We start from the raw sequence: 21664 nt of genomic DNA on the forward strand, positions 1-21664 counted from the left end.
TAAAGCTAGTTATAAGGCGGGACAATGACACACCCCCTGCCCCTCTCAAGAGGGGAAACAGTTACCATCAGATAATATAATAAACATAACGATATGAACATTCTATTATTAGGCTCCGGCGGCCGCGAACATGCAATAGCCTGGAAGATTTCCCAAAGTCCGAAAGTGGATAAGTTATTCATTGCCCCCGGCAACGCAGGTACTGCACAGGTGGGAACCAATGCATATATCAAGGCGGACGATTTCGCCGCCATCAAAGATTTTGTACTGGCTAACGATGTGAACATGGTTGTTGTCGGTCCGGAAGATCCGCTGGTAAAAGGTGTTTACGACTTCTTCAAAAACGACGCCTCGCTGGCCGGCATCCCCGTGATCGGTCCGTCCAAAGCCGGAGCGCAGCTGGAAGGCAGCAAAGACTTTGCCAAAGCATTCATGATGCGCCATAACATACCGACCGCCCGTTACAAGAGCATCACAGCCGAAAATATCGCCGAAGGATACGCCTTCCTCGAATCGCTGCCTGCCCCTTACGTGCTGAAAGCCGACGGACTGGCTGCCGGAAAAGGCGTACTCATCCTCGAAACGCTGGAAGAAGCGAAAAAAGAACTGGGTGACATGCTGAACGGTATGTTCGGCGATGCCAGCAAGACAGTGGTTATCGAAGAGTTCCTCACAGGTATCGAATGTTCGGTATTCGTCATGACCGACGGCACGAACTACAAAGTACTCCCCGTAGCCAAAGACTACAAACGGATCGGCGAAGGCAATACCGGCCTGAACACCGGCGGTATGGGTGCCGTTTCCCCTGTTCCATTTGCCGACGAGGGGTATATGGCCAAAGTGGAAACACAGATCATCCGTCCGACCATCGAAGGTCTGAAAGCGGAAGGTATCGACTATAAAGGCTTCATCTTCCTGGGCCTTATCAATGAGAACGATCCCAAGGTGATCGAATACAACTGCCGTATGGGCGACCCGGAAACGGAAGTAGTCATGCTCCGCATCCAGAGCGACCTGGTAGACCTACTGGAAGGCGTGGCCGAAGGCAACCTCGACAAGCGCACCCTGACAATAGACCCGCGTGCAGCCGTTACGGTCATGCTGGTAAGCGGCGGTTATCCCGAAGCCTACGAAAAAGGCAAACTGATCTACGGACTGAACGACATCACCTCCGACAACATCATCTTCCACGCCGGCACCGTCTCCGCCAACGACCGGATCATGACCAACGGCGGACGCGTCATCGCTGTCAGCTCTTACGGAGCCAATAAGGAAGAAGCCCTGGCCAAATCATTCGCCGGAGCAAAGACCATCATGTTCGACAAGAAATATTTCCGAAGCGACATCGGGTTCGATTTGTAAATGAACAATACATACAGCTATTCTCGCAGACACACCATTTCGGGACCGGCAACTTTTGCCTGTACCCTGATGGCCTGTGTCGCCTGCTGGATCGTGAGTTACCTGAACTCGGTCGGCTATCCGGTGTATGGAGAAGTGACGGCACCGCCCCTATGGAATGCTATCTGTCAGGTATTGCCCGGCAAGGCTTTCACCTATGCCATCGGCATGCTGCTGATGTTCGGGGCGCCTTCCTGCTCCACCGTGCCAATTATGTCCTGGTGCTGATCCGCGAGAAGACGTTGTTGCCTTTCCTGTTTTATGTACTGTTCATCAGTACCAACCCGGATTTCCTGCCGCTGAAATCCACCTCAGTCGGCGTATTCTGCCTGATTCTGGCCATCTATCAGCTATTCACCTCTTACCACGACCCCGGTGCCAAGAGCAAAGCCTACAATGCCTCTCTGCTGATCGGGATCGGAAGCCTGCTATGGGTACATATCCTCTGGTTCATTCCTCTGTTCTGGATAGGGATGTATAACTTCAGGAGCTTGAGTATCCGTACCTTTCTAGCCTCCCTGCTCGGTGTAGGTACCGTCTACTGGTTCCTGCTGGGTTGGTGTATCTGGTTCCGCGACTTCACGCCGTTCACGATTCCGTTTGCCACGCTGTTCAAGATACGCATCCTGGCCGCTGCCGGCATCGGGTTGCTCGACTGGGTCGGAATCATCGCCATCGCCATACTGACGGCTGTATCCGCTATCAACATCATCACGCACGAATACGAAGATGTGCTGCGTACACGCCAGTTCCTGTCCTTCCTGATCTGCATGTCGGTGTGGGCCTTTGCACTCTATTTCCTGTACGAGCAGGCATCGGAAGAGTTTCTGGAGACAGCCTGTATCCCCTCTGCCATACTGATCGCCCATTTCTTCACCGTCATGCGGGGTAAGATCGTTTTCTGGACCTTCTATTCCACCATTGTTCTATTTATCGCTCTCTTGTTTCTACGCCTATGGAATTTCTTATAGAATACGGATATATCGGGGTGTTCATCGCCTCTTTCCTCGCAGCGACGATCCTGCCTTTCAGCAGCGAAGTCGTCCTGACCGGTGTTTTACTGGCTGGTTCTGCCTACTGGCCCTGCATGGTCGCCGCCACACTGGGCAACTTCCTGGGCGGCATGAGTTGTTACTGGCTCGGCATGCTGGGAAAAGTGGAATGGATCGAGAAATACCTCAAACTGGATGCCAAAAAGCTGCAAAAGGTACAGGACTGGATTGCCGGTAAAGGTTCCTGGATGGGTTTCTTCGTCTTCCTCCCCGGCATCGGCGACTTTATCGCGGTAGCGCTCGGTTTCCTGCGCGCCAACGTCTGGATCGTCGCCATCTCCATGTTCCTGGGCAAAGCCATCCGCTATTGGGTATGGATGGAGTTTGTATATAAGGTGCAGGGAATGTTTTAAACTTTCTTTCCCTTATTATACTACCTGAATGATGACTTCCGTAAAGATACTACCGCGGCGCACATAGATGGAGTATTCTTTCGAATCGGTCCAATAATAATAGGTAACAGTCAATTTACCACCATCAGTCGTTATCTCGAATCCATTGGATGTTGAGTATAAGAACTCGACATCTTTCGGAAAATCCATTTCCACCACATCACCGCTGTTACTCACCTCACCGATCACGCTGCCGTATTCCGGCAAGCCTTGCGGATCGGGATAGACGGGGGCATATTTAACTACGGCTCCCACATTGACTGCCGTTCCCGTATTCGCTATATCCTTCACGATTTCAGATTCAACATAAAACTGGTAATAAGAGGCTTCGAGAGCAATCGCAGGTTTTCCGGAAGGAAATTCGAGTATCGAATTGCGATTGAAGGCCTGATAAAGGCATCCCGGTAACACGGCCGCCTTCCGCACGAGTCCGTCTCCGACCCTGGGAGGAACAACCTTTCCAATCCCGTTTGCACCACCAAGTTCCACAAGCAGGCACGACGAGCCACTGAAATTGTTTTCATCCGTGATATAAATGTCCGAATTGCCCAGATACGTTTTTCCGTTATCCTCATTGAGCATATTCAATGTGGTGACATCCTCCAATTCTACTGAATCATCATCGGAACAAGATGTTGCGAAAAATACATTCGCAACAAACAGAAGTTGAAATAATAGCTTCTTTTTCATCATTTCTTAATTAATAGTTTTACAATAGGAAACACACACAAAGTATTTATGTTATTCCGCCAGCCACTGATTCAGCTGCGTCAAGATCTTTTCCTTCATATCTTCAGGCATATTACCGATGCGGGCACGATGGCTGCCGCGAGGCTGGAAGTAGACTTGTTCATTCTTCTTTCCTTTGAAAACCGGAGCATGGGCGGCACTCCACGGGTCGATTTCACCGTAAATAAAGATCATCTTCGGATCATTGTCCTTCAGAAAATCATAAATCTTATGATAAAGGGCAGGGCGGAACTCGACCTTGCCAACCAGCTCTTTGGGCAACATGATGCGGTTCAGATAACCTTTACTGCTGTCGATAGTCAGGTATTTACGGAACGGCTTCGTGTCGTATCCGTAATAACCCAGTTCACGGGCGGCCTGAACAAAGAAAGAAATATTCGGTTGGTTCTCCGCAAAATAGTCAGGACTGCTGATATCCATCAGGTGTTTGAACAGCGTCGGGGTATCGGAATGGAGAGAAGGAATAACAGATACGGACGTTCCCCACTGCCATAAGGCAAAGGGATACTCCAGCACGCAATAATCGAGTACTTCGGGCATCGGGATACGGTATTCCAGGTTCTTTTCTTTGGAAAAAGCCTCCAGCAAAGGAAGAATCTCTTCTTTGCGTTTCAAGACCTCCTTTTGGAACGCTTCTATCTTGCGGCGCTCCTGTTTCCTACCGACCTTACGCAGGAACGGTTCGTGGCGACCGTCTTCAACGCCTTTGCACAGCGGGCCGACATAAGGGACGGAGATGTCCACATCGTCCGGGAAAAAGGCACGGTAAAGCATGGTCGTCTGGCCGCCTTTGCTGATACCGGTGCTGATCCATTTGCCGGTATAAAGCTGCTTGAAAGTCTGGTTGACGTTATGCAGGTCGTAAGCGGAATTTTCGGCAGTCAGATAATCCCAGTTGCAGGGTTCGGGTGTGGATTCCAGGAAATAACGATACTCCACAAAGACCAGGTTGGCATTCAGCAGCTTGGTCAGTTCCTCCTCGTATTTGGGATTCAGGGCATAAGCGCCGCCATATCCTTCGGTGACAATAACGGTCGGACGGTCGAAACCGACATGGCCAACAACAACGCGCTGCGTGAAAGTGCCGGCCTCCGGATTCTTAGGGTCGACAAGCTGGGTGATACGTACAAGATACTTTTCGGGATAAACGTCCGATTCCAGTTGTTCGACACTGGTGATCCCTTTCAGGGCGGCAAGCTTCTCCTTCAGTTCGCCCGGCGCGGCAAAGGCAGCCAGGGTACAGAGAAAAGAGAGAAGCAGAAGATTGAATGTTCTTCTCATGGCTTATTCTTTTTTGTTATTTATTGTTCTTATCAGTCCTTCATATTTGGCTCGTTTCACAGCCGACCCCGCAAAGATACGATTATAATCGTCGCGGGTAAAGCAGCGAAGGTCTTCTTTTTTCAAAGACAGGAAAGCCGGGGAAGGAGAAAAAGCCGCTTCACGGGTAGGACTGGCAAAGCGGTTCCAGGGACAGACCTCCTGACAGGTGTCGCAACCGTAGAGGCGGTCACCCAGGCGGGAAGCCTGTTCGGAAGGGATATCGCCTTTATGCTCGATTGTAAGGTAAGAGATGCACTTGTTTGCGTTCAGGTGGCCGGGACGTTCCAGGGCACCTGTCGGACAGGCATCGAGGCAACGGCGGCAAGCACCGCAACGGTTCTTCTGAGGGGTGTCGTAATCCAGTTCCAGGGTGGTGACGATCTCTCCGAGAAAGAAAAAGGAACCTTTGCCGGGGATGATCAGGTTGGTATTCTTCCCGATCCAGCCAAGGCCGGCTTTCCAGGCCCAGTAACGCTCCAGGATGGGAGCGGAGTCGGTGAAGAGGCGGGCGGCAGGAAGGGGGGAATCAGCCTGTCCCCGTGCTTGACACGGGCCGCCGAGGAACTGATCTCCTCATTTTCCGGTCGAAGCGGCCTGCTCACTTGCAGCCCCGTGTCAAGCACGGGGACAAGGCTTGTTATGTACTCCCAGAGCTGCCGGAGTTTGTCTTTCACAACGATATGATAGTCCTTTCCATAAGCATAATAGGAAATGCGCGGGGAACCGGGAGATTGCTTCTGTGGCGGATAGTAATTAAGAGCCACGGAAATAACGGAACGGGCACCTTCCACCAGCCCTGCAGGATCAAGCCGGATATCACGGTAGTTCTCCATATATTTCATGCCGGCATGACATCCTTCGGCTATCCACCGGTCAAAAAACAAAGCTTCGGTGTCTGCGGAAGCCACTTCAGCTATTCCGCAGGCATCGAAGCCTAATTCCTTCGCTTTGTTCTTTATTAATATGGATAAACTATGCATCTCAACTAAATGGGAACCTCAACATTCTGTCATGACGGGCTTGACAGATTATTCAAACACCTTAAACACATACCCTTCCTGCTGCAACCACTCGATAGCGCGGGGCATGGCTTCGCGCATGTTCGTTTCGGCTTTCAGGGAGTCGTGGAAGACAATGACGGAGCCGTTGCGGGTATAGTTCTTTACCACATTGAAGACACCGTTCGGAGTCATGTGAGGACTGTAATCGCGGGTCACCACGTCCCACATGATGATCTTGTACTTCCGGCGCAAGGCGACAACCTGCGGAAAACGCATATGCCCGTGGGGAGGACGATATAAATCGCTCTGAATATATTCGGCAGCCTTCTCTATGTTATCCAGATAATTCTTCGTCCAGTATTGAAGTCCCTGGATATGATTGTAAGTATGGTTCCCTACCCGGTGGCCGCGATCGAGCACCATCTGATAGATATCCGGATGTTTGCGGACATTATCCCCCACACAGAAGAAGGTAGCCTTCACTCCATATTTATCGAGTATATCCAAAACCCAAGGGGTAACCTCGGGAATAGGGCCGTCGTCGAAGGTGAGATATACACACTTCTCCTTGGCCGGTATCCGCCAGATTACCCCTGGGAACAGGACCCTGTAGAACCAGGGCGGTTGTTCTATAAACATACGTTATTTATTTCCACGCACCGAACCCCAAGCCATCCGGTAGTTGTCAAACTCTTCCTGATACTTAGCAGCGAATTCGGGATTATAATGTTTGCTGACCGTCAGCACTTGATTCATGACAGCCAGGTTATGTTCCAACTCTCTCGTTACAGAAGCCAGTTGAGAAGGTCTCAGACGGAAGAACCAGTCGATATTACGCATTGCATTCTCTGCAATTCCGGTAAAGACCTCTTCTGCCTTTTCATCCTGGTCGAGCGCATAATACAATTCGCCTGTCGTAAGAGCGGTATAATCCAACGGAACATTCTCCGGCGGCAGTACTTCCATACATTTGTTCAGTACATTCAGCGCTTTTTCACTCTTACCTTCCTTCAACAGGTCTTCAGCCAACTTATTGAACAATGCCATACGGTAGCTCTTGCACATACGCATCACGTTTTCGTCGATGTAAACGCCCGGTTTGTCTACGCCACCCCATTTGAACTTATTCATCACGTTGTCGTACATCTTTTCCGTGTTGGTGCCTTTGTTCGCCTGCTTCGGAACGATCTGGTAAGCCAGACCGGTCTGTTCGAAGTAACCGTCCAGACCGACAAACTGGTCAGGATTTACGGTGATCGCATAATAAATAGGACGTTCCCAGTTATTGGTCTGCAACATATCCAAGATCATCAGTTCCTGTTTGCCCAAAGCAGTCTTGCCTTTCAGGCTGATTGTCATTTCCTTCAATAAACCGGTCGAATCAGTAGCCAGGCCTTTAGCAACGGCTGTCGCCGAATCCACCTTATAAACAAGCGTTTCCGAAGGGATATAGTCGAGTTCCTGATTGAAACCAGGTATCTTCTTGAATTTCGGATCATTGCTACGTACAAAGTTCAGCCCGGTACTCAGGTCGATAGGTTTATCCATCATCGGGACAATATAGGCAGCATCACGCGTACCCTGTATGTAATCGGCACGGTCCCATGAAATAGGCAGCGGAGCCGATTCGTACGCCTGTTTCTTCATCTGGTCGATATACCAGTCTGTCTGCAAATAACTGGTGTTACATACGCGGACATCGGTACGGATACCCTCCACTTCCTGCGCATACCACAACGGGAAAGTATCGTTATCGCCATTGGTAAAGATCACGGCATTCGGTTCGCACGATTCCAGGTAGTTAGCACCGAAATCACGGCAGACATAACGTCCCGAGCGATCATGGTCGTCCCAGTTCTGCCCCGCCATCTGGATAGGCACGAACAGGCACAGTACTGTCGCAACAGAACCTGCCACCACCGGAGACAACTTGCCGTACTTCTGCATCAGCTTCGCCAGGGCCGCGACACCGAACCCGATCCAGATACAGAAGGCATAGAAGGAGCCTGCATACGCATAGTCTCGTTCACGCGGTTGATAGGGCGTCTGGTTCAGATAGAGCACGATAGCGATACCTGTCATGAAGAACAGGAAGAAAGTGATCCAGAAACTCTGGATACCACGCTGTCCGGAATAAGCCTGGTACAAAAGTCCCAGGATACCGAGCAGGAGCGGCAACATATAATATACATTATGTCCTTTATTGTCAGCTATATCGGAAGGCATGTTGTCCTGCGGACCTACAAGCACCTCGTCGATTGCCTTGATACCGGTAATCCAGTTACCGTTCATCACTTCACCATTTCCCTGGATATCATTCTGACGGCCGGAGAAGTTCCACATAAAGTAACGCCAGTACATGAAGTTCAGCTGATAGGCAAAGAAGTAACGCAGGTTTTCGGCAAACGTCGGCTTCATCACCGTCACGTTCTCACCGCAACGGTTGAACTTCACAGGTTCTCCCTTGAACTGCGACCATTCCTTATAAGCTCCCACATGCGCATCCACATTGCTGTACATACGTGGGAAAAGCATATTCAGTTCGTCTACATATTCATATTCCACATCGTGGCGCGAAACAAAATATTTGTCTTTTTCACTCGGATCTTTCTTGATGACGCGGCTCCATACAGCTTCACCTTCCTTGGTTACAGGAACGCAGTTACCGCCCTGGTTCTCGCGCTGTACTTCCGAAGCAAACGTCTGTCCGTACAACAACGGTGTTTTACCATATTGTTCACGAGCCAGATAAGAACGCAAAGTGAAAATATCGCTCGGAGCATTCTGGTTCATCGGCGTATCGGCCGTCGCACGGATCATCGTCAGCGCATAAGAAGAATAACCGACAACGATCACCATCAGGCAAACCAATACGGTATTCAGCATCTTGATATTCACCTTCTTGCTCATAAACAAATAAGCAGTCAGGGCACCTGTCAGAATAACCGCCAACACATAGCCGCTTCCGATAAACGGCACACCCACCAATACGATAGACAGAATAAACGCCACCTTCATGCGCACCGGATTAATTTCATCGCGCATCGTTTCCCAGATAGACCAGATCAGCACGGCGGCCAATACAATCACATAGGCAAATACACCTGAATTGTAAGGCATTCCCAACACATTGACAAACAACAGTTCGAAATAACCGCAGACTTCAACCAGTCCCTGTACGACACCATACATCATCAGTCCGACGATCGCGAACGAAACCAACAACGCATAAATAGTTCCCTTCATCGTAGGATTCGGGAATTTCTTATAGTAATAAACCAGCACGATAGCCGGGATACAAAGCAAGTTCAACAGGTGGACACCGATACTCAACCCCATCAGATAAGCGATCAGTACGATCCATCGGTCGGCATGCGGACGGTCAGCCGCCTCTTCCCACTTCAGGATCAGCCAGAAAACCAATGCAGTAAACAGAGAAGAATAAGCATATACTTCACCTTCCACGGCACTGAACCAGAATGTATCGCTAAATGTATAGGCCAATGCTCCTACCAGACCGCTACCCATAATTGTGATCATCTGACCCAATGAGATTTCACTCTCATCGTCCACCATGATCTTACGGGCCAGGTGTGTGATACTCCAGAACAGGAACAGGATCGTCAGCCCGCTAAAGAGTGCCGACATCGAATTGACCATTTTAGCCACTGAGGAAGCATCGGATGCAAGCTGCGTGAACAGGTTGGCCGTCAACATAAAGAACGGTGCTCCGGGCGGATGCCCAACTTCCAATTTAAAAGCAGAAGAGATGAACTCACCACAATCCCAGAAACTGGCAGTGGGTTCGATAGTCATCAAATAAACGGTTGAAGCGATCAGAAAAACGATCCATCCCAACACGTTGTTGATTAGTTTATACTTTCTCATGTTTGTATAAAGTGTGATAATTAGTTGTCAAATTACGCCATCCTCACACGGACAGTCGGCCGCAAAGGTAAGCATTTACGTTTAATACCAACGCCTTAATACTCCATAAATTGTATTGAAGAGATTAGAATTATATTAAAAAAAGTCTGATTTTTAGCTGACTGAAGATGACAATAATATGACACGGATGTCATATAGCAAAAACCGCCTTTTCATCGGTTACTTTGATCAGATTACCTCTGCTAGTTTCCAGGCTTGAATATGTTTTATGCCCTTATTGGAAGGATACGAAATCTCATCAAAAGAAACTACATACTTATCATAATTATCCTGAATTGCTTCCAAAGGCGCATATTCACGACGGACCGTTTGCTCATCTGACAACAAGTAGGTACTTTGCAAATAAAGAATATGATCCCCTTTCATTGCGACAAAATCAACTTCTTTATCCCGCATAGCACCGACATACACATCATATCCGGAACGCCGCAATTGTAAATAGACAAGATTTTCCAGCTTATAACCGATTCCATAGGCAAAACCCGGATAAAGATAATTTTTATAAGCAAGGTCATTAATGTAATATTTGTAATTGCCGGAAATCGTCCCCTTTCCTCTTATATCATAACGTTCAACTTTATGAATAAGAAACGTATCTTCTATATAGCCAATATAGTTAGAAATAGTATCATAGGTTGTTTTCCGCTTCTTGCTTTTAAAGAAATTCAAAATATTGGTTATCGAAATCAGGTTAGAGGCATTGTTCACAAGATATATAAAAATATCTTCCAATAACTTAGGGTCCTTTATGCTATTTCGTTGTATAATATCCCTTAATAATACGGTATCTTTAATTGCCGCAACATAATTACGCCTCGTCTCATTGTTAGGTAAGATAAATAATTCAGGTAACGCCCCACTTTCCATATAGTCTAAATAACTTTGCCTGTGATCGTCTTTTCCGGTTATCCCGATATATTCCTGATAACTAAACGGAAATATCTCAAAATTCACATATCGTCCGGACAAAAGAGTGGCAAGTTCTCCTGATAACATCTTTGAATTAGAACCACTTATAAAGATTTCATAATTATCAGCAAAATTCTGAGAATAAGAATTCACAAAATGCTCCCATCCTGTAACATTTTGTATCTCATCAATAAACAACCAGACTTTTCCTACAGGTTTTAATGCTTCTTTATATTGTTTCAACAAGATTTCCAGATCATGATAATCTTTTACGCAATCAAAATCCGTAAACTCTTTATTGATATAAAATATATTCTGAGGATTAATACCGTCCTGAACCAATCTGTAAGCAATTTGCCTAAGTATATAGCTTTTACCAGCACGACGTTGACCGACAAGCACTTTGACTAACCTGTTTCCTATATAATCAAAAATTTTATCTGTATAACCAACCCGTATAAAACCTAATTCAGGAACATTCCCATTCCAAAAATTATACTTTGCCAACAATGCAAAATTTTCTTCCATACTCGAAAATATTTCTTCAAATGTAAGAATATTCTTCCACACTCGAAAATTTCGCACTACTAAAATCACATTTTCGGTCTTACTCTTTTGATTAGACTATTTTATAAATCCTTTTTCTTCAAAAAATCCGATAAAAGGTTTTATCCGTTTGCTATAAACAGGTCGTTCAATTATCTTCATAATTTTATAAGTCATAACTTATAAACATCAGAAAATATCATCCTGTATAAGTTATGTTTGATAACCTAATAATGATACAACATATTCTATTACAAAGACCGGGGTGAGTGCGATTTTATCGCGATTGGAAAGAGACATATCCGCGAGCTCCATTGCTTAAACCATTCGCACTGAAACTCCACTGAGTATTATTTCCGTTGGGGTTATTGGCATGCCACCAGTTTGTAAGTGTTGTACCGACTGTACCCACCCAATAAATATAATCCTGATCATTACTTAGCTTCCCGCTGCTACAATCAAAAGTCAACACATAGGGAGAATTCCGACCCGGAGAAATGGAAATATCTGTCCTTACCTGAGTTCCACCGGTGAAAGAGGCACTTCCCCCCTCTTCGGAATCAATAACCATAGAAGCATCAGCCCGCGTAGCTATCAGACCCGGATCATTCGAACCAATCTCATATGTAAGGTTAAAAGCTGTTTTCTTAACCAGGACGCCTTGGCGTTCCGTAACCATCAGAACCTGCGAACATTGGTAATCGTTCAATGCTTTTTTCGTTTGTAGATTTATACTATGCAAATCACCTTTTAGTCGTGCAATATGTCCCGGATAAATTCTCAACGGATCGGTAACCTCTTTAGTTGCACTAAGCTCAAACTCATCATATTCATTCACGATTATATAAGGACGTAGCAATGCATAAGTCTCATCATAACTCCTCGAAGAGTACATCTTTTCATCGTCATCATATGCGCATGAACCTAAAACAGTACCTACCGTAACCAATAAAAGCAATAAACGAAATTTTAAATTCAGAGTATCCATAATCGTATTTTCTTAAATTAATACTTTTCTTACTTCCACCCACAAACCTTATCTTTCATTCGTTCCGGAGCAAAGATACACCAATGTTAGAATTCTCGGACAGATAATGCCCGAATTATGAGAACGTTTCGTATTTTTAAGAGATTCTCATTCGGCAATACAATAGATCACTACCAATGAGTACTTATCATTTAACAATAATAAAAGGAAAGACAGCATAACAATCAGGGTGATATCCATCTCCAGCTTATTAGATGTCTCGCACGATCGTTGTAAATAAATTAAACACTTCGATTTATATAAAAATATAAACTATGATTAAAAAGCTATTCACAAAGATCAGGAAATACCTGGACATTATAACCATCTTTCACCGGAGATATAACCCGAACAACTGCTTCTCCTTCAGCCTTGACAATCATACTATTATCTATAGCAAATAGATAAATCATCTTCCCCGTTTTGTTTTTGAGTAATCTAATAACAGCTTCCTTCCCACTATCCTTCTCATTTTTCACATACAACAGATAATAGTCATCTGTCTTTTCTTTTTTTATAAGTCCTCCTTTAATGGACATTGGCACCAATGTCTTCTCATAAAACATCTTACAATCAAATTCTTCATTTGTAACCCCTTGCATCAAAATAAATAATAACAGTAATAATTTCATATCAATAAATTTATAATCAGAACTTTTTGAAAGTCACGAACATAAGTATAGGATTATTATCTTCTGGTAGTTGAATAGCTTCATCTCCAATCATTGAATTATACTCAAAAGGAGTCAGAGGAATAACAAACTTATTTCCGATGCAACACATTGGAATTTCAGTATAATGACATTTATAAGCCTCAGTTTCACGTTGTAAAAATAAATGATCCGTTTCTTTATCTATCACCAAACGATACTTATTTTCTTTGTACATAAACTCAGCATAAATATGCGATCCTGATTCTAACAAATTGAAATAGTAGACATACTTTGTCCTACTTAACTTATTCATAAACTCTCCAGCGTCTTTCCACTCAATATCTACAAAATCTTGATCCACCCATTTATCTCCAAAATCAAAAGTATAACGAGGTTTCAATTCAAAAGAGTCAATAGTATATATAGTAGGACTATACAATGGGATATATAAAACTTCATCATCTATCTCTTGAAGGGTAACCCTTGGAGAAAAACAAACATCCAAAGGCTTATCATAAGGTAAAAATTTGCTTATTTCTCCTGATAAATACTCAGAACTTATAAACAAATTATATTGCCATTCCTTTTCCGAAGAACAACGCTGAAAATCGAATGCATACTTTTCTTTCTCAACCTGGCAGAAATGAAGAGGAGCCGGGACTACAGGTAATTTCGTTTCTCCAACAGAATACCCTTCCAAATCATAAGAAACAATTTTACCTTGCATAGCATCCAACACTTTAATTCTCTCATTATATTTACCTATAGTGATATCGGTAATCTGTACATATTCTTCTGGGCCATTGCCAATCGCATCTATTTTTGAGTAATATTTCCCATCTTCATTAAAAATAAAAACTCTATTTGTCAACATATCCGTAACAATATACTTTCCATAATGATATAAAATACGACTAATTTGACCGATTTCATTATCACTTTGCGTCTCTAAAGAGATATAAGTTACACTATCAAACATTGAGTAAAAATCATTATTGTTGGCCTCATCTAGATTTAAAACATACACATTTTCTAAATTTCTATTCTGAGGCAAACTACATGAAAATAAGAAACAAATATTTAACAGTATAATAATTAATGTTTTCATGAGATCAGAGAATAATTAATTTAAATCCAAAACCAATTTGAACTTTCACCGAAAATTCAAATTGGTCTTTCCACATTTTATTAAAGAAATATCAATATGGACAATTAAAATATCCACCACTTCTACAACTCCAAGAACAGCCATAAACAGTTACTCGATAATCACCTGATATCCAACCAATCACTTCACAACCAGCTAAAGCATCAATATTCTCCAACGCCAACTCTGATAATTCAATATCATTGTCTTGCTGAACAATATTCCATCCTGCTAAAAATGCAATCGCAATCATAGCAATAACACCAATCATTTTCTTTCTCATCTTTCAATAAATTTATTATTTAACAACCAATACAATTTTGATCATAAGACCATTTTTTATCATAATTAGCATAAAACTCTCCCCAAAGACAATCATCCCATTGATTTTTCAATCCAACGGTATAAGTTCCAGGTTCAAATTCACTCAAATCAATTGTGACACAATCAGTTTTCGATGCCGGGATCATTTTTTCATAAAGAACCTTTCCGTCTTTCAATATACATATAGTTATATCGGAACGTTGAGTACTACTATGAATGGATAAAACACCATCATTAACAAAAGCGGAGATTGGAATTGAAGAAGAAATGGAACGTGCACCTTCTTCCCATCTTCCATAAAATGAAACACTATTGTTTCCCTTCGCCGAAACACTCTGCAGTAATAGACTACTGAAAACAAAAAATACGCATATTGCCCACGTAAGCTTTTTAAAGATCTTTTTCATAACGATAATTTTATAAATTTCTACCCTGTAAAGGTATGCGGTTTACAATAGAAACAGGTAAAAACTAGTGGACAGTAGGGTGGACAGATAAAAACGCTCTAAAGCCTAATAATAAGCACTTTAAAAACGTGAGTCAAAGGTAAAATGTGGACAAGGATTTTCTCAGTACTTCCAAAGATAAGTATCAATGGTGGTTTCAACCCCTAGCGGAGTCTTTAGATGCTGATTGATCCGCTCTTTCAAACGTTGCTTGCGTTTGGTTACGGAAGAGGGAGAAATGGCAGTCAATGCAGCTATAGTAGAATTATTCAATTGCAACTTTATCAAGCAACACATTAGGAGATCACTATCTGTTAAAAAAAAGTCTTTCCTCAAACGCCCAATCAGATTCGGATAAACGATATTTATTGACTCAAAAATTTCAGGCCATTGAGATTCTTCTATATATTTTGGATCAGACTTTAAACAATCGAGTATATTTATATGCTTAATTAATTGAAAGCACAGGTATCTTTGTCGTTCAAATAAATAAGTATTTTCTGCAGTCAGCCGTTCATACGTTTTTAGCACCTCTCCTTTTTCCTTCAAACTAGAAATATATTTCTTTATATCATTCTGCAATATTTCATTTTGAGTCTGTAATGTTGCATTATTCTGGCGGATTCGTTCCATTTCCGCCATTTGATCATTTATATGTTCCTGCGAACCTATATTCTCCTCTATTTGAGAAGATAAGACTCCTATAAGATTTTCATTCTCATGAATTATAAATTCATTTTCATGTAATTGTGTTAAACGCACCTGTAACAGATCTTTATGTTCTTTAATTATACGTTCTTTCTTTACCAATTTTTGCTGATAACTATATATCAGTACACATATTATTATTAATAATGCAATCACTCCCCATAATATACTATTCTCTAATTGATTATTTATATTCAATAGTTTCTCCTGATCATACTTTGCCTGAATTTTTGCAATTTCAGAAGTACGATTTATGTTATCTATAGAATCCTTATAAACCCAATATTGCTCATTATACTTAATCGCATCCTCATATTTTCCTAAGTCCCTACATAAATAATACAAAATATGTACTGCATCTTGCTTTGTATAAGGATTAATAGTATTTAATGCTTTTTCCAAATAACAGTAAGCAGAATCAGATAATCCCATATAATAATAGGTTTCTCCGATTCCCAAATAGGTTTGTGATAAAGCAGAAGCATTATATATCTCTTTTATCTCCTTTGATTTCTGTAGATAGTACATAGAAGAATCAAGCATAGATAAGGCTTGATATACCGTCGATATTTCCCCATAAGCCAATGTTAAAGCATTTAAACTCCCTGACTGCTCCGCAATCTCTATCGCTTTTTTATAATAATCCAACGCCTCTTGCGGATTATTGTTAAGCATTGAAACACGCCCTAAATAGGAATAAGAATTTGAGATGAGCGCACTATCCTTCAATTGAATTGAATAATTCTGTGCATTCACATAGGTATCCAAAGCCAAATCGGGCAAATTACGATAAGCATATAATGTCCCCAAATGATTATTGATCAAATACAACAACCTATAATCCGTCGTATTCTTCGCCACATCCCTAGCCCGTAAATAATAATCAGTTGCCTCTTCCGCATTATGCAAATCATGGTTAACCCGTCCTTCATAATATAGAGTTGACGCTTTCCGTACCGGATCATCCTGTTTTTCAAAATAATCCAATGCAATATTGATCAAGGAATCAGAAGTATGCTTTATATAGTTTTTATCACGTGCCTGAGTAATCAACAAACACCACGTAGCATATTGAAATTTATCTGACGGAGAGGGTACTTCCATTGAATCCAATACCACCAGGGCACTGTTCGGGCAACGTTGCATAAGCGACTCTGCATAAGACAGTTCCGGCAATAACTCTTTTGGTTGTTCAGTACACATCGCGAAAGAGAACAGACAGAATACTATGTAAGATAGGTATCTCATCGCTGCATGGCATAATTGTTATAGCCTCAAAGATAATGAAACAATTCAATCCAAAGCTATTAATAATCAATTTTTTATACGAAAAGGCGTTGAACCGGATATGAGTTTCTTAGTTTTGTTTTTCAGGAATCTGATGATGGGAGAAAATAACGAATTGAAAAATAGAACTATGATTATCAATCCCTCTCAGCATGTTGACCGAACAAGTACCGAACAAGCTAACCGAACAACTTAGCACACAAATTTCAGTAATCGTAAAAGCTATTGGAACAGAACAACATTCTTTAAAAACATTAATGGAGAAAATGGAATTAAAGCATCGTCCCACTTTTATTGCTAATTATCTGACACCGGCTATTCAAGGGGGCTTTGTTACTCCTCTTTATCCTAATAATTCCAAGCATCCTCGACAAAAGTACCTGTTAACGGCGAAGGGGCTGACTGTTTTTAATTCAAACAAAACAACATAAATCGCAACTAATCGTAATTCTTATAAAAGATTCCCTCCATTATCAAAATGTCACTACTCTACCAGGTAAATTGGATTAATATACCGGGTAAATAAAAATACCCCAGCGGGTAATATTTTTTAACATATCAATCCGTTTACAAAACACTTAAATAATAATCATATTGTCATTTGTAAGAAATATAGCGAAAAGGGACTTTACGCCATCCGGTATTCCATAAAATATTCGAATCTCAATACTTAATCCTATACTTATCCAATACCTCTTTATAATTATCCTGCGCAGTCAAACAAGTATCCCGCAAATAGTCTTTGATATGATTCCACTGTTGTAATCCCCGATAATAGAACATTTTCAACTCTTCGGTGATAATAAAGGGGACATATCCGTTTGCAAGGCATTCTTTAAACAGGATCAGGCGACCGACACGTCCATTACCATCCTGAAAAGGGTGAATCGCCTCAAAACAATAGTGCCAGTCCAAAATGTCATCAAAAGATTTCTGTTTTTTCGAATTATAGGCTTTCAGCAGTGCCTTCATCTCCTTATGAACGTTCTCCGGCAGTGTTGTATCAGCACCGCCAACCTCATTTGGCAAACGTTTATAATCGCCTACGGCAAACCAATCTTTCCGGCTATCCGATGTGCCGGATTTCAGAATATTGTGCAATTCTTTAATGAAAGTCTCAGATAAATTCTCCTCAGCCCTGTCAAGGATAAGATCAATACACCGAAAATGATTGGTGGCCTCGATAATATCGTCCACATTGATGCTTTCATCAGTTACTCCGATGGTATTGGTCTCAAAAATATAACGGGTTTGGTCATGAGTCAGACGACTGCCTTCGATGTGATTCGAGTTATATGTAAGATCGATCTGCGTTTTGTGATAGATACCGCCTTTCAATTTCATCTGCTTTTGTTCGCGCAACACGGCAAGCAAAGGCATAATCTTCACTTTCGACTTTTTCTGTGAAGGCAATTCCGCATCTTCCGGTATGTTCCATGTCTTGCCAGTAAGGAATGCACCCTCGATTTTTCCGATAGCGCAATAATTACGTGCCGTACGCTCTGAAACACCGTACTTTCCTGCAAATTCTCCGACTGAAATATATTTCATATTCAAATTCTATCGGCAAGTTTTACACCGATTTTCACTTCAAAGATAGCACATCTTGCCGATATCGGCAAGATATAGAAATAAAGTATAGTATAAATATTCCATAATTATACCTACCCTGAGTACAATTCCTGCTATTGCATCGTATATTTGCCCTCAACCTTTTTTCCTGCCGACGGAATTGCCTGTCGACAATTATCGGCAGGAAAACGGGAAGGCTACGTGCTGTTTTTTCAGGTACACCAGTATAAAACAAAATAAATAAATATCCCAAATGAGACAAAAAAGATTTTTAAGTTTATTCCTGTTGAGCTTCTTCTGCCTTTTCCAGCTGGCTGCCCAGCAACAGGAATTGCAACCGTTGCCTATCGACCCGCAGGTTCGTTATGGAAAGTTGCCGAACGGATTAACCTATTACATCCGTCATAATGAACAACCGAAAGAACGGGCTGACTTTTATATCGCCCAAAACGTAGGCTCCATGCTGGAAGAAGAGAATCAGCGCGGACTGGCACACTTCCTGGAACATATGGCCTTCAACGGCTCTAAAAACTTTCCGAACAAAGGAATGGACGATTTTACCCAAAGCATCGGCATGCGTATGGGTGAAAATTTCAATGCCTATACCAGTTTCGACGAAACGGTTTATATGATCATGAATGCCCCGGTGACACGCGAAAGCGTAGTCGATTCCTGCCTGCTGATCCTGCATGACTGGTCTGGCTTCATCACGCTTGCCGATTCTGCGATCGACAAGGAACGCGGCGTGATCCGCGAGGAATGGCGCACACGCCAGGACGCACAGGCCCGCATATGGGAACAACAGCTTCCGAAAATCTATCCGGACAGCCGTTATGCCCACCGGATGCCGATCGGCACAATCGACGTGATCGACAATTTCAAACCGGATGAACTGCGCGATTATTATCACAAATGGTACCGCCCCGACCTGCAGGCGATCATCATTGTAGGCGACATCAATGTCGACCAGGTAGAAACAGCCGTCAAACGGATTTTTGCCGACATCCCGGCACCGGTAAACGCGGCTCCGCGCCCTCTGTTTGAAGTGCCCGACAATGACATGCCGCTGATCTCCGTGGCTACGGACAAAGAGGCTTCGAACACGATCCTGTCCATCTCCTATAAACACGACAAGATGCCGCAGGATATGTACGGAACGATTGCCGGATTGGTGAAAGATTATATCCAGAGCGTAGCAGCCACGATGATGAACGAACGCTTCAACGAGATGGTACAGAAAGCAAATCCTCCGTTCGTTGCCGCCCAGGCTTCCGACGGCGATTTTATGATCTCGAAAACGAAAGGTGCCTGGTCGGTAGCCGCACTGGTGAAAGATAACGAAGTGGATTCGGCCATGAATGCGTTGGTAACGGAAACGCAGCGTGTGAAACAATTCGGTTTCACCCCATCGGAATACGATCGCGCCCGCATCAATGTGTTGAAACAATATGAATCCCTTTACAACGACCGCGACAAACAAAGGAACAGCACATTCACCAAGGAATACGTACGCCACTTTACCGAAGGCGGTTACATCCCCGGAATCGAAACGGAATACGCCCTGATCAGCCAGGTTGCACAGGCTGTACCGGTAGAACAGGTCAACAAGTATATCCAGGATATGATCGGCGATACCAACATCGTGATCAGCCTGACCGGTCCGGAAAAGGAAGGTCTCGCCTATCCTACCGACGAAGAACTGCTCCGCGACTTTATGAAAGCACAGCAGATCCCTGTCGAACCTTACCGGGAGACCTTATCGGACGAACCGTTGATCCCCTCATTGCCGGCACCCGGCAAGATCACGGAAAGCAAGGAAGATCCGCTCTTCGGCGCTACCGTCCTGACATTGAGCAACGGCATCAAAGTCGTGTTGAAACACACGGACTTCAAAAAGGATGAAATACAAATGACGGCTACCAGCCCGGGAGGAAGCACACTGTTCGGCAACAAAGACATCGACAATCTGAAAGTGTTCAATGAGGTAATCGAACTGGGCGGCCTGGGCAATTTCTCGGCTACCGACCTGGGCAAGATGCTGGCCGGAAAGAAAGTATCCTGCTCCACTTCCCTGGGACTGGACAGCGAAAATGTGAACGGCTCCTCCACCCCGTCCGACCTGAAGACCTTGTTCGAACTGATCTACCTCAGCTTCACTGCTCCGCGCATGGACGAAGAAGCTTACGCTTCCTTCGAAAACCGTATGAAAGCGCAACTGAAGAACCTGGAACTGAATCCGATGGTTGCCTTCAGCGACTCGCTGACGAAAGCCATTTACAACAACAATCCGCGTGCGATGCGCATCGATCCGGCCGATTTCAAAAATATCAGCTATCCGCGTATCATGGAAATGTATAAGGAACGTTTCGGCGACGCCTCCGGTTTCGTCTTTACCTTCGTAGGAAACATCGACACCGACAGTATCCGTCCACTGGTAGAACAATACCTGGCTACATTACCTGCAAACGGCAAGATAGAGCAGGGTAACCCGAAAGAAGTACCCGCCATCCGCAAAGGCGACTACGTAAACCGTTTCAAACGCCAGATGGAGACGCCGAAAGCCTCCGTCGTGAATTTCTATTCCGGGCAAATGGACTATAACCTGGAAAATATCGTTACAGCCACCATGTTGAAGCAGGTGCTCGACCTTATTTACACCGAAAAGGTCCGCGAAGACGAAGGCGGAACGTACGGCGTACAGACATCCGCCCGCATCTCTTCCTTCCCGGAAGGACAAACATTCCTGCAAGCCTATTTCGACACCGACCCGGATAAACGGGAAAAGATGAACACGATTGTCCGCAACGAATTGAAACGCATCTCCGACATCGGCCCGACCCCGGAAGATTTCAAAAAGACGCAGGACAACATCCTGAAACGTCACGCAGAAAGCCTCCAGGAGAACGGTTACTGGCTGAATACACTGGATAATTATTATTACAAAGGCTTCGACGGCGCAACAAAATACGTCGAAACAGTCAACAGCATCACTCCTGCCAAAATACAGGCCTTCGCCAAAAAGTTACTCAGCCAGGGAAACAGTATCGAGGTGGTGATGGAGCCGTAAAACGATATAACATATACGCCAAATTTAAAATATGACAAAACTCGTATGAGATACTATCTTATTTTAAATTTGGCGATTTTATTGGAATATCACTCGGCTTATTTTACTTTT

General features: G+C 43.7%; 16 protein-coding genes and 2 pseudogenes. 5 read left to right on the forward strand and 13 right to left on the reverse strand.

Going from position 1 to position 21664, the window contains the following annotated elements:
• The first annotated feature begins 93 nt into the window (after positions 1 to 93).
• From purD to C825_RS01140, 3 genes and pseudogenes are all read left to right on the forward strand, one after another.
• A complete protein-coding gene (gene purD, locus C825_RS01130; RefSeq protein ID WP_009860323.1) occupies positions 94 to 1362 on the forward strand; it encodes a phosphoribosylamine--glycine ligase in 1269 nt (422 codons plus the stop codon).
• Positions 1363 to 2372 (forward strand): annotated as a pseudogene (locus C825_RS01135) (hypothetical protein).
• On the forward strand, positions 2357 to 2806 hold the full coding sequence (locus C825_RS01140) for a YqaA family protein (RefSeq protein ID WP_010801064.1): 450 nt from the start codon (positions 2357 to 2359) through the stop codon (positions 2804 to 2806). Before C825_RS01135 ends, C825_RS01140 begins: the two are co-directional and overlap by 16 nt.
• A 15-nt stretch (positions 2807 to 2821) precedes the next feature.
• Here the strand turns inward: C825_RS01140 and C825_RS01145 are convergent, their stop codons facing one another.
• The 12 genes and pseudogenes from C825_RS01145 to C825_RS01200 form a co-directional block, all read right to left on the reverse strand.
• Positions 2822 to 3538: a DUF5036 family protein gene (locus C825_RS01145; RefSeq protein WP_009860326.1), complete on the reverse strand. Its 717-nt coding sequence runs from the start codon at positions 3536 to 3538 to the stop codon at positions 2822 to 2824.
• Positions 3539 to 3586: 48 nt separating this feature from the next.
• The gene (locus C825_RS01150; RefSeq protein WP_010801065.1) at positions 3587 to 4876 is read right to left on the reverse strand and encodes a S28 family serine protease; all 1290 of its coding nucleotides are present in this window, start codon (positions 4874 to 4876) and stop codon (positions 3587 to 3589) included.
• Between the two features lie 3 nt (positions 4877 to 4879).
• Positions 4880 to 5898: pseudogene (gene queG / locus C825_RS01155) on the reverse strand (tRNA epoxyqueuosine(34) reductase QueG).
• A 48-nt stretch (positions 5899 to 5946) separates the two neighbouring features.
• On the reverse strand, positions 5947 to 6558 hold the full coding sequence (locus C825_RS01160) for a polysaccharide deacetylase family protein (protein ID WP_009860329.1): 612 nt from the start codon (positions 6556 to 6558) through the stop codon (positions 5947 to 5949).
• 3 nt (positions 6559 to 6561) lie between these two features.
• Positions 6562 to 9807 (reverse strand): DUF2723 domain-containing protein, encoded by a 3246-nt coding sequence (locus C825_RS01165; RefSeq protein ID WP_044215062.1) that lies wholly within the window; start codon positions 9805 to 9807, stop codon positions 6562 to 6564.
• A 228-nt stretch (positions 9808 to 10035) separates the two neighbouring features.
• On the reverse strand, positions 10036 to 11304 hold the full coding sequence (locus C825_RS01170) for an ATP-binding protein (protein ID WP_010801068.1): 1269 nt from the start codon (positions 11302 to 11304) through the stop codon (positions 10036 to 10038).
• 295 nt (positions 11305 to 11599) lie between these two features.
• Complete coding sequence (locus C825_RS01175) at positions 11600 to 12310, reverse strand: hypothetical protein (protein WP_010801069.1); 711 nt, start codon at positions 12308 to 12310, stop codon at positions 11600 to 11602.
• Between the two features lie 326 nt (positions 12311 to 12636).
• Entirely contained in the window at positions 12637 to 12981 is a 345-nt protein-coding gene (locus tag C825_RS01180; protein WP_010801071.1) for a hypothetical protein, read from the reverse strand.
• 16 nt (positions 12982 to 12997) lie between these two features.
• The gene (locus tag C825_RS01185; protein WP_010801072.1) at positions 12998 to 14110 is read right to left on the reverse strand and encodes a 6-bladed beta-propeller; all 1113 of its coding nucleotides are present in this window, start codon (positions 14108 to 14110) and stop codon (positions 12998 to 13000) included.
• 91 nt (positions 14111 to 14201) lie between these two features.
• On the reverse strand, positions 14202 to 14432 hold the full coding sequence (locus C825_RS01190; protein WP_010801073.1) for an NVEALA domain-containing protein: 231 nt from the start codon (positions 14430 to 14432) through the stop codon (positions 14202 to 14204).
• Positions 14433 to 14451: 19 nt separating this feature from the next.
• A complete protein-coding gene (locus C825_RS01195) occupies positions 14452 to 14880 on the reverse strand; it encodes a DUF3244 domain-containing protein (RefSeq protein WP_010801074.1) in 429 nt (142 codons plus the stop codon).
• Between the two features lie 162 nt (positions 14881 to 15042).
• Positions 15043 to 16830 carry a tetratricopeptide repeat protein gene (locus C825_RS01200; protein ID WP_228110488.1) on the reverse strand — a complete coding sequence of 596 codons (1788 nt, stop codon included), beginning with the start codon at positions 16828 to 16830 and terminating at the stop codon, positions 15043 to 15045.
• A gap of 236 nt (positions 16831 to 17066) precedes the next feature.
• On the opposite strand from C825_RS01200, the gene C825_RS01205 reads away from it, so the two are divergent.
• Positions 17067 to 17345: a Fic family protein gene (locus tag C825_RS01205; protein ID WP_010801076.1), complete on the forward strand. Its 279-nt coding sequence runs from the start codon at positions 17067 to 17069 to the stop codon at positions 17343 to 17345.
• Between the two features lie 232 nt (positions 17346 to 17577).
• On the opposite strand, the gene C825_RS01210 is transcribed toward C825_RS01205, so the two are convergent.
• Positions 17578 to 18465, reverse strand: coding sequence for a Fic family protein (locus C825_RS01210; RefSeq protein WP_010801077.1), 888 nt, complete (start codon positions 18463 to 18465; stop codon positions 17578 to 17580).
• Positions 18466 to 18739: 274 nt separating this feature from the next.
• Here C825_RS01210 and C825_RS01215 point away from each other — a divergent pair, with 274 nt between their 5' ends.
• Positions 18740 to 21553, forward strand: coding sequence for a M16 family metallopeptidase (locus tag C825_RS01215; RefSeq protein WP_010801078.1), 2814 nt, complete (start codon positions 18740 to 18742; stop codon positions 21551 to 21553).
• Positions 21554 to 21664: the final 111 nt, after the last annotated feature.

Origin of the sequence: Parabacteroides sp. ASF519, from assembly GCF_000364265.2 — a bacterium.
GTDB classification, from domain to species: Bacteria; Bacteroidota; Bacteroidia; order Bacteroidales; family Tannerellaceae; genus Parabacteroides; species Parabacteroides goldsteinii.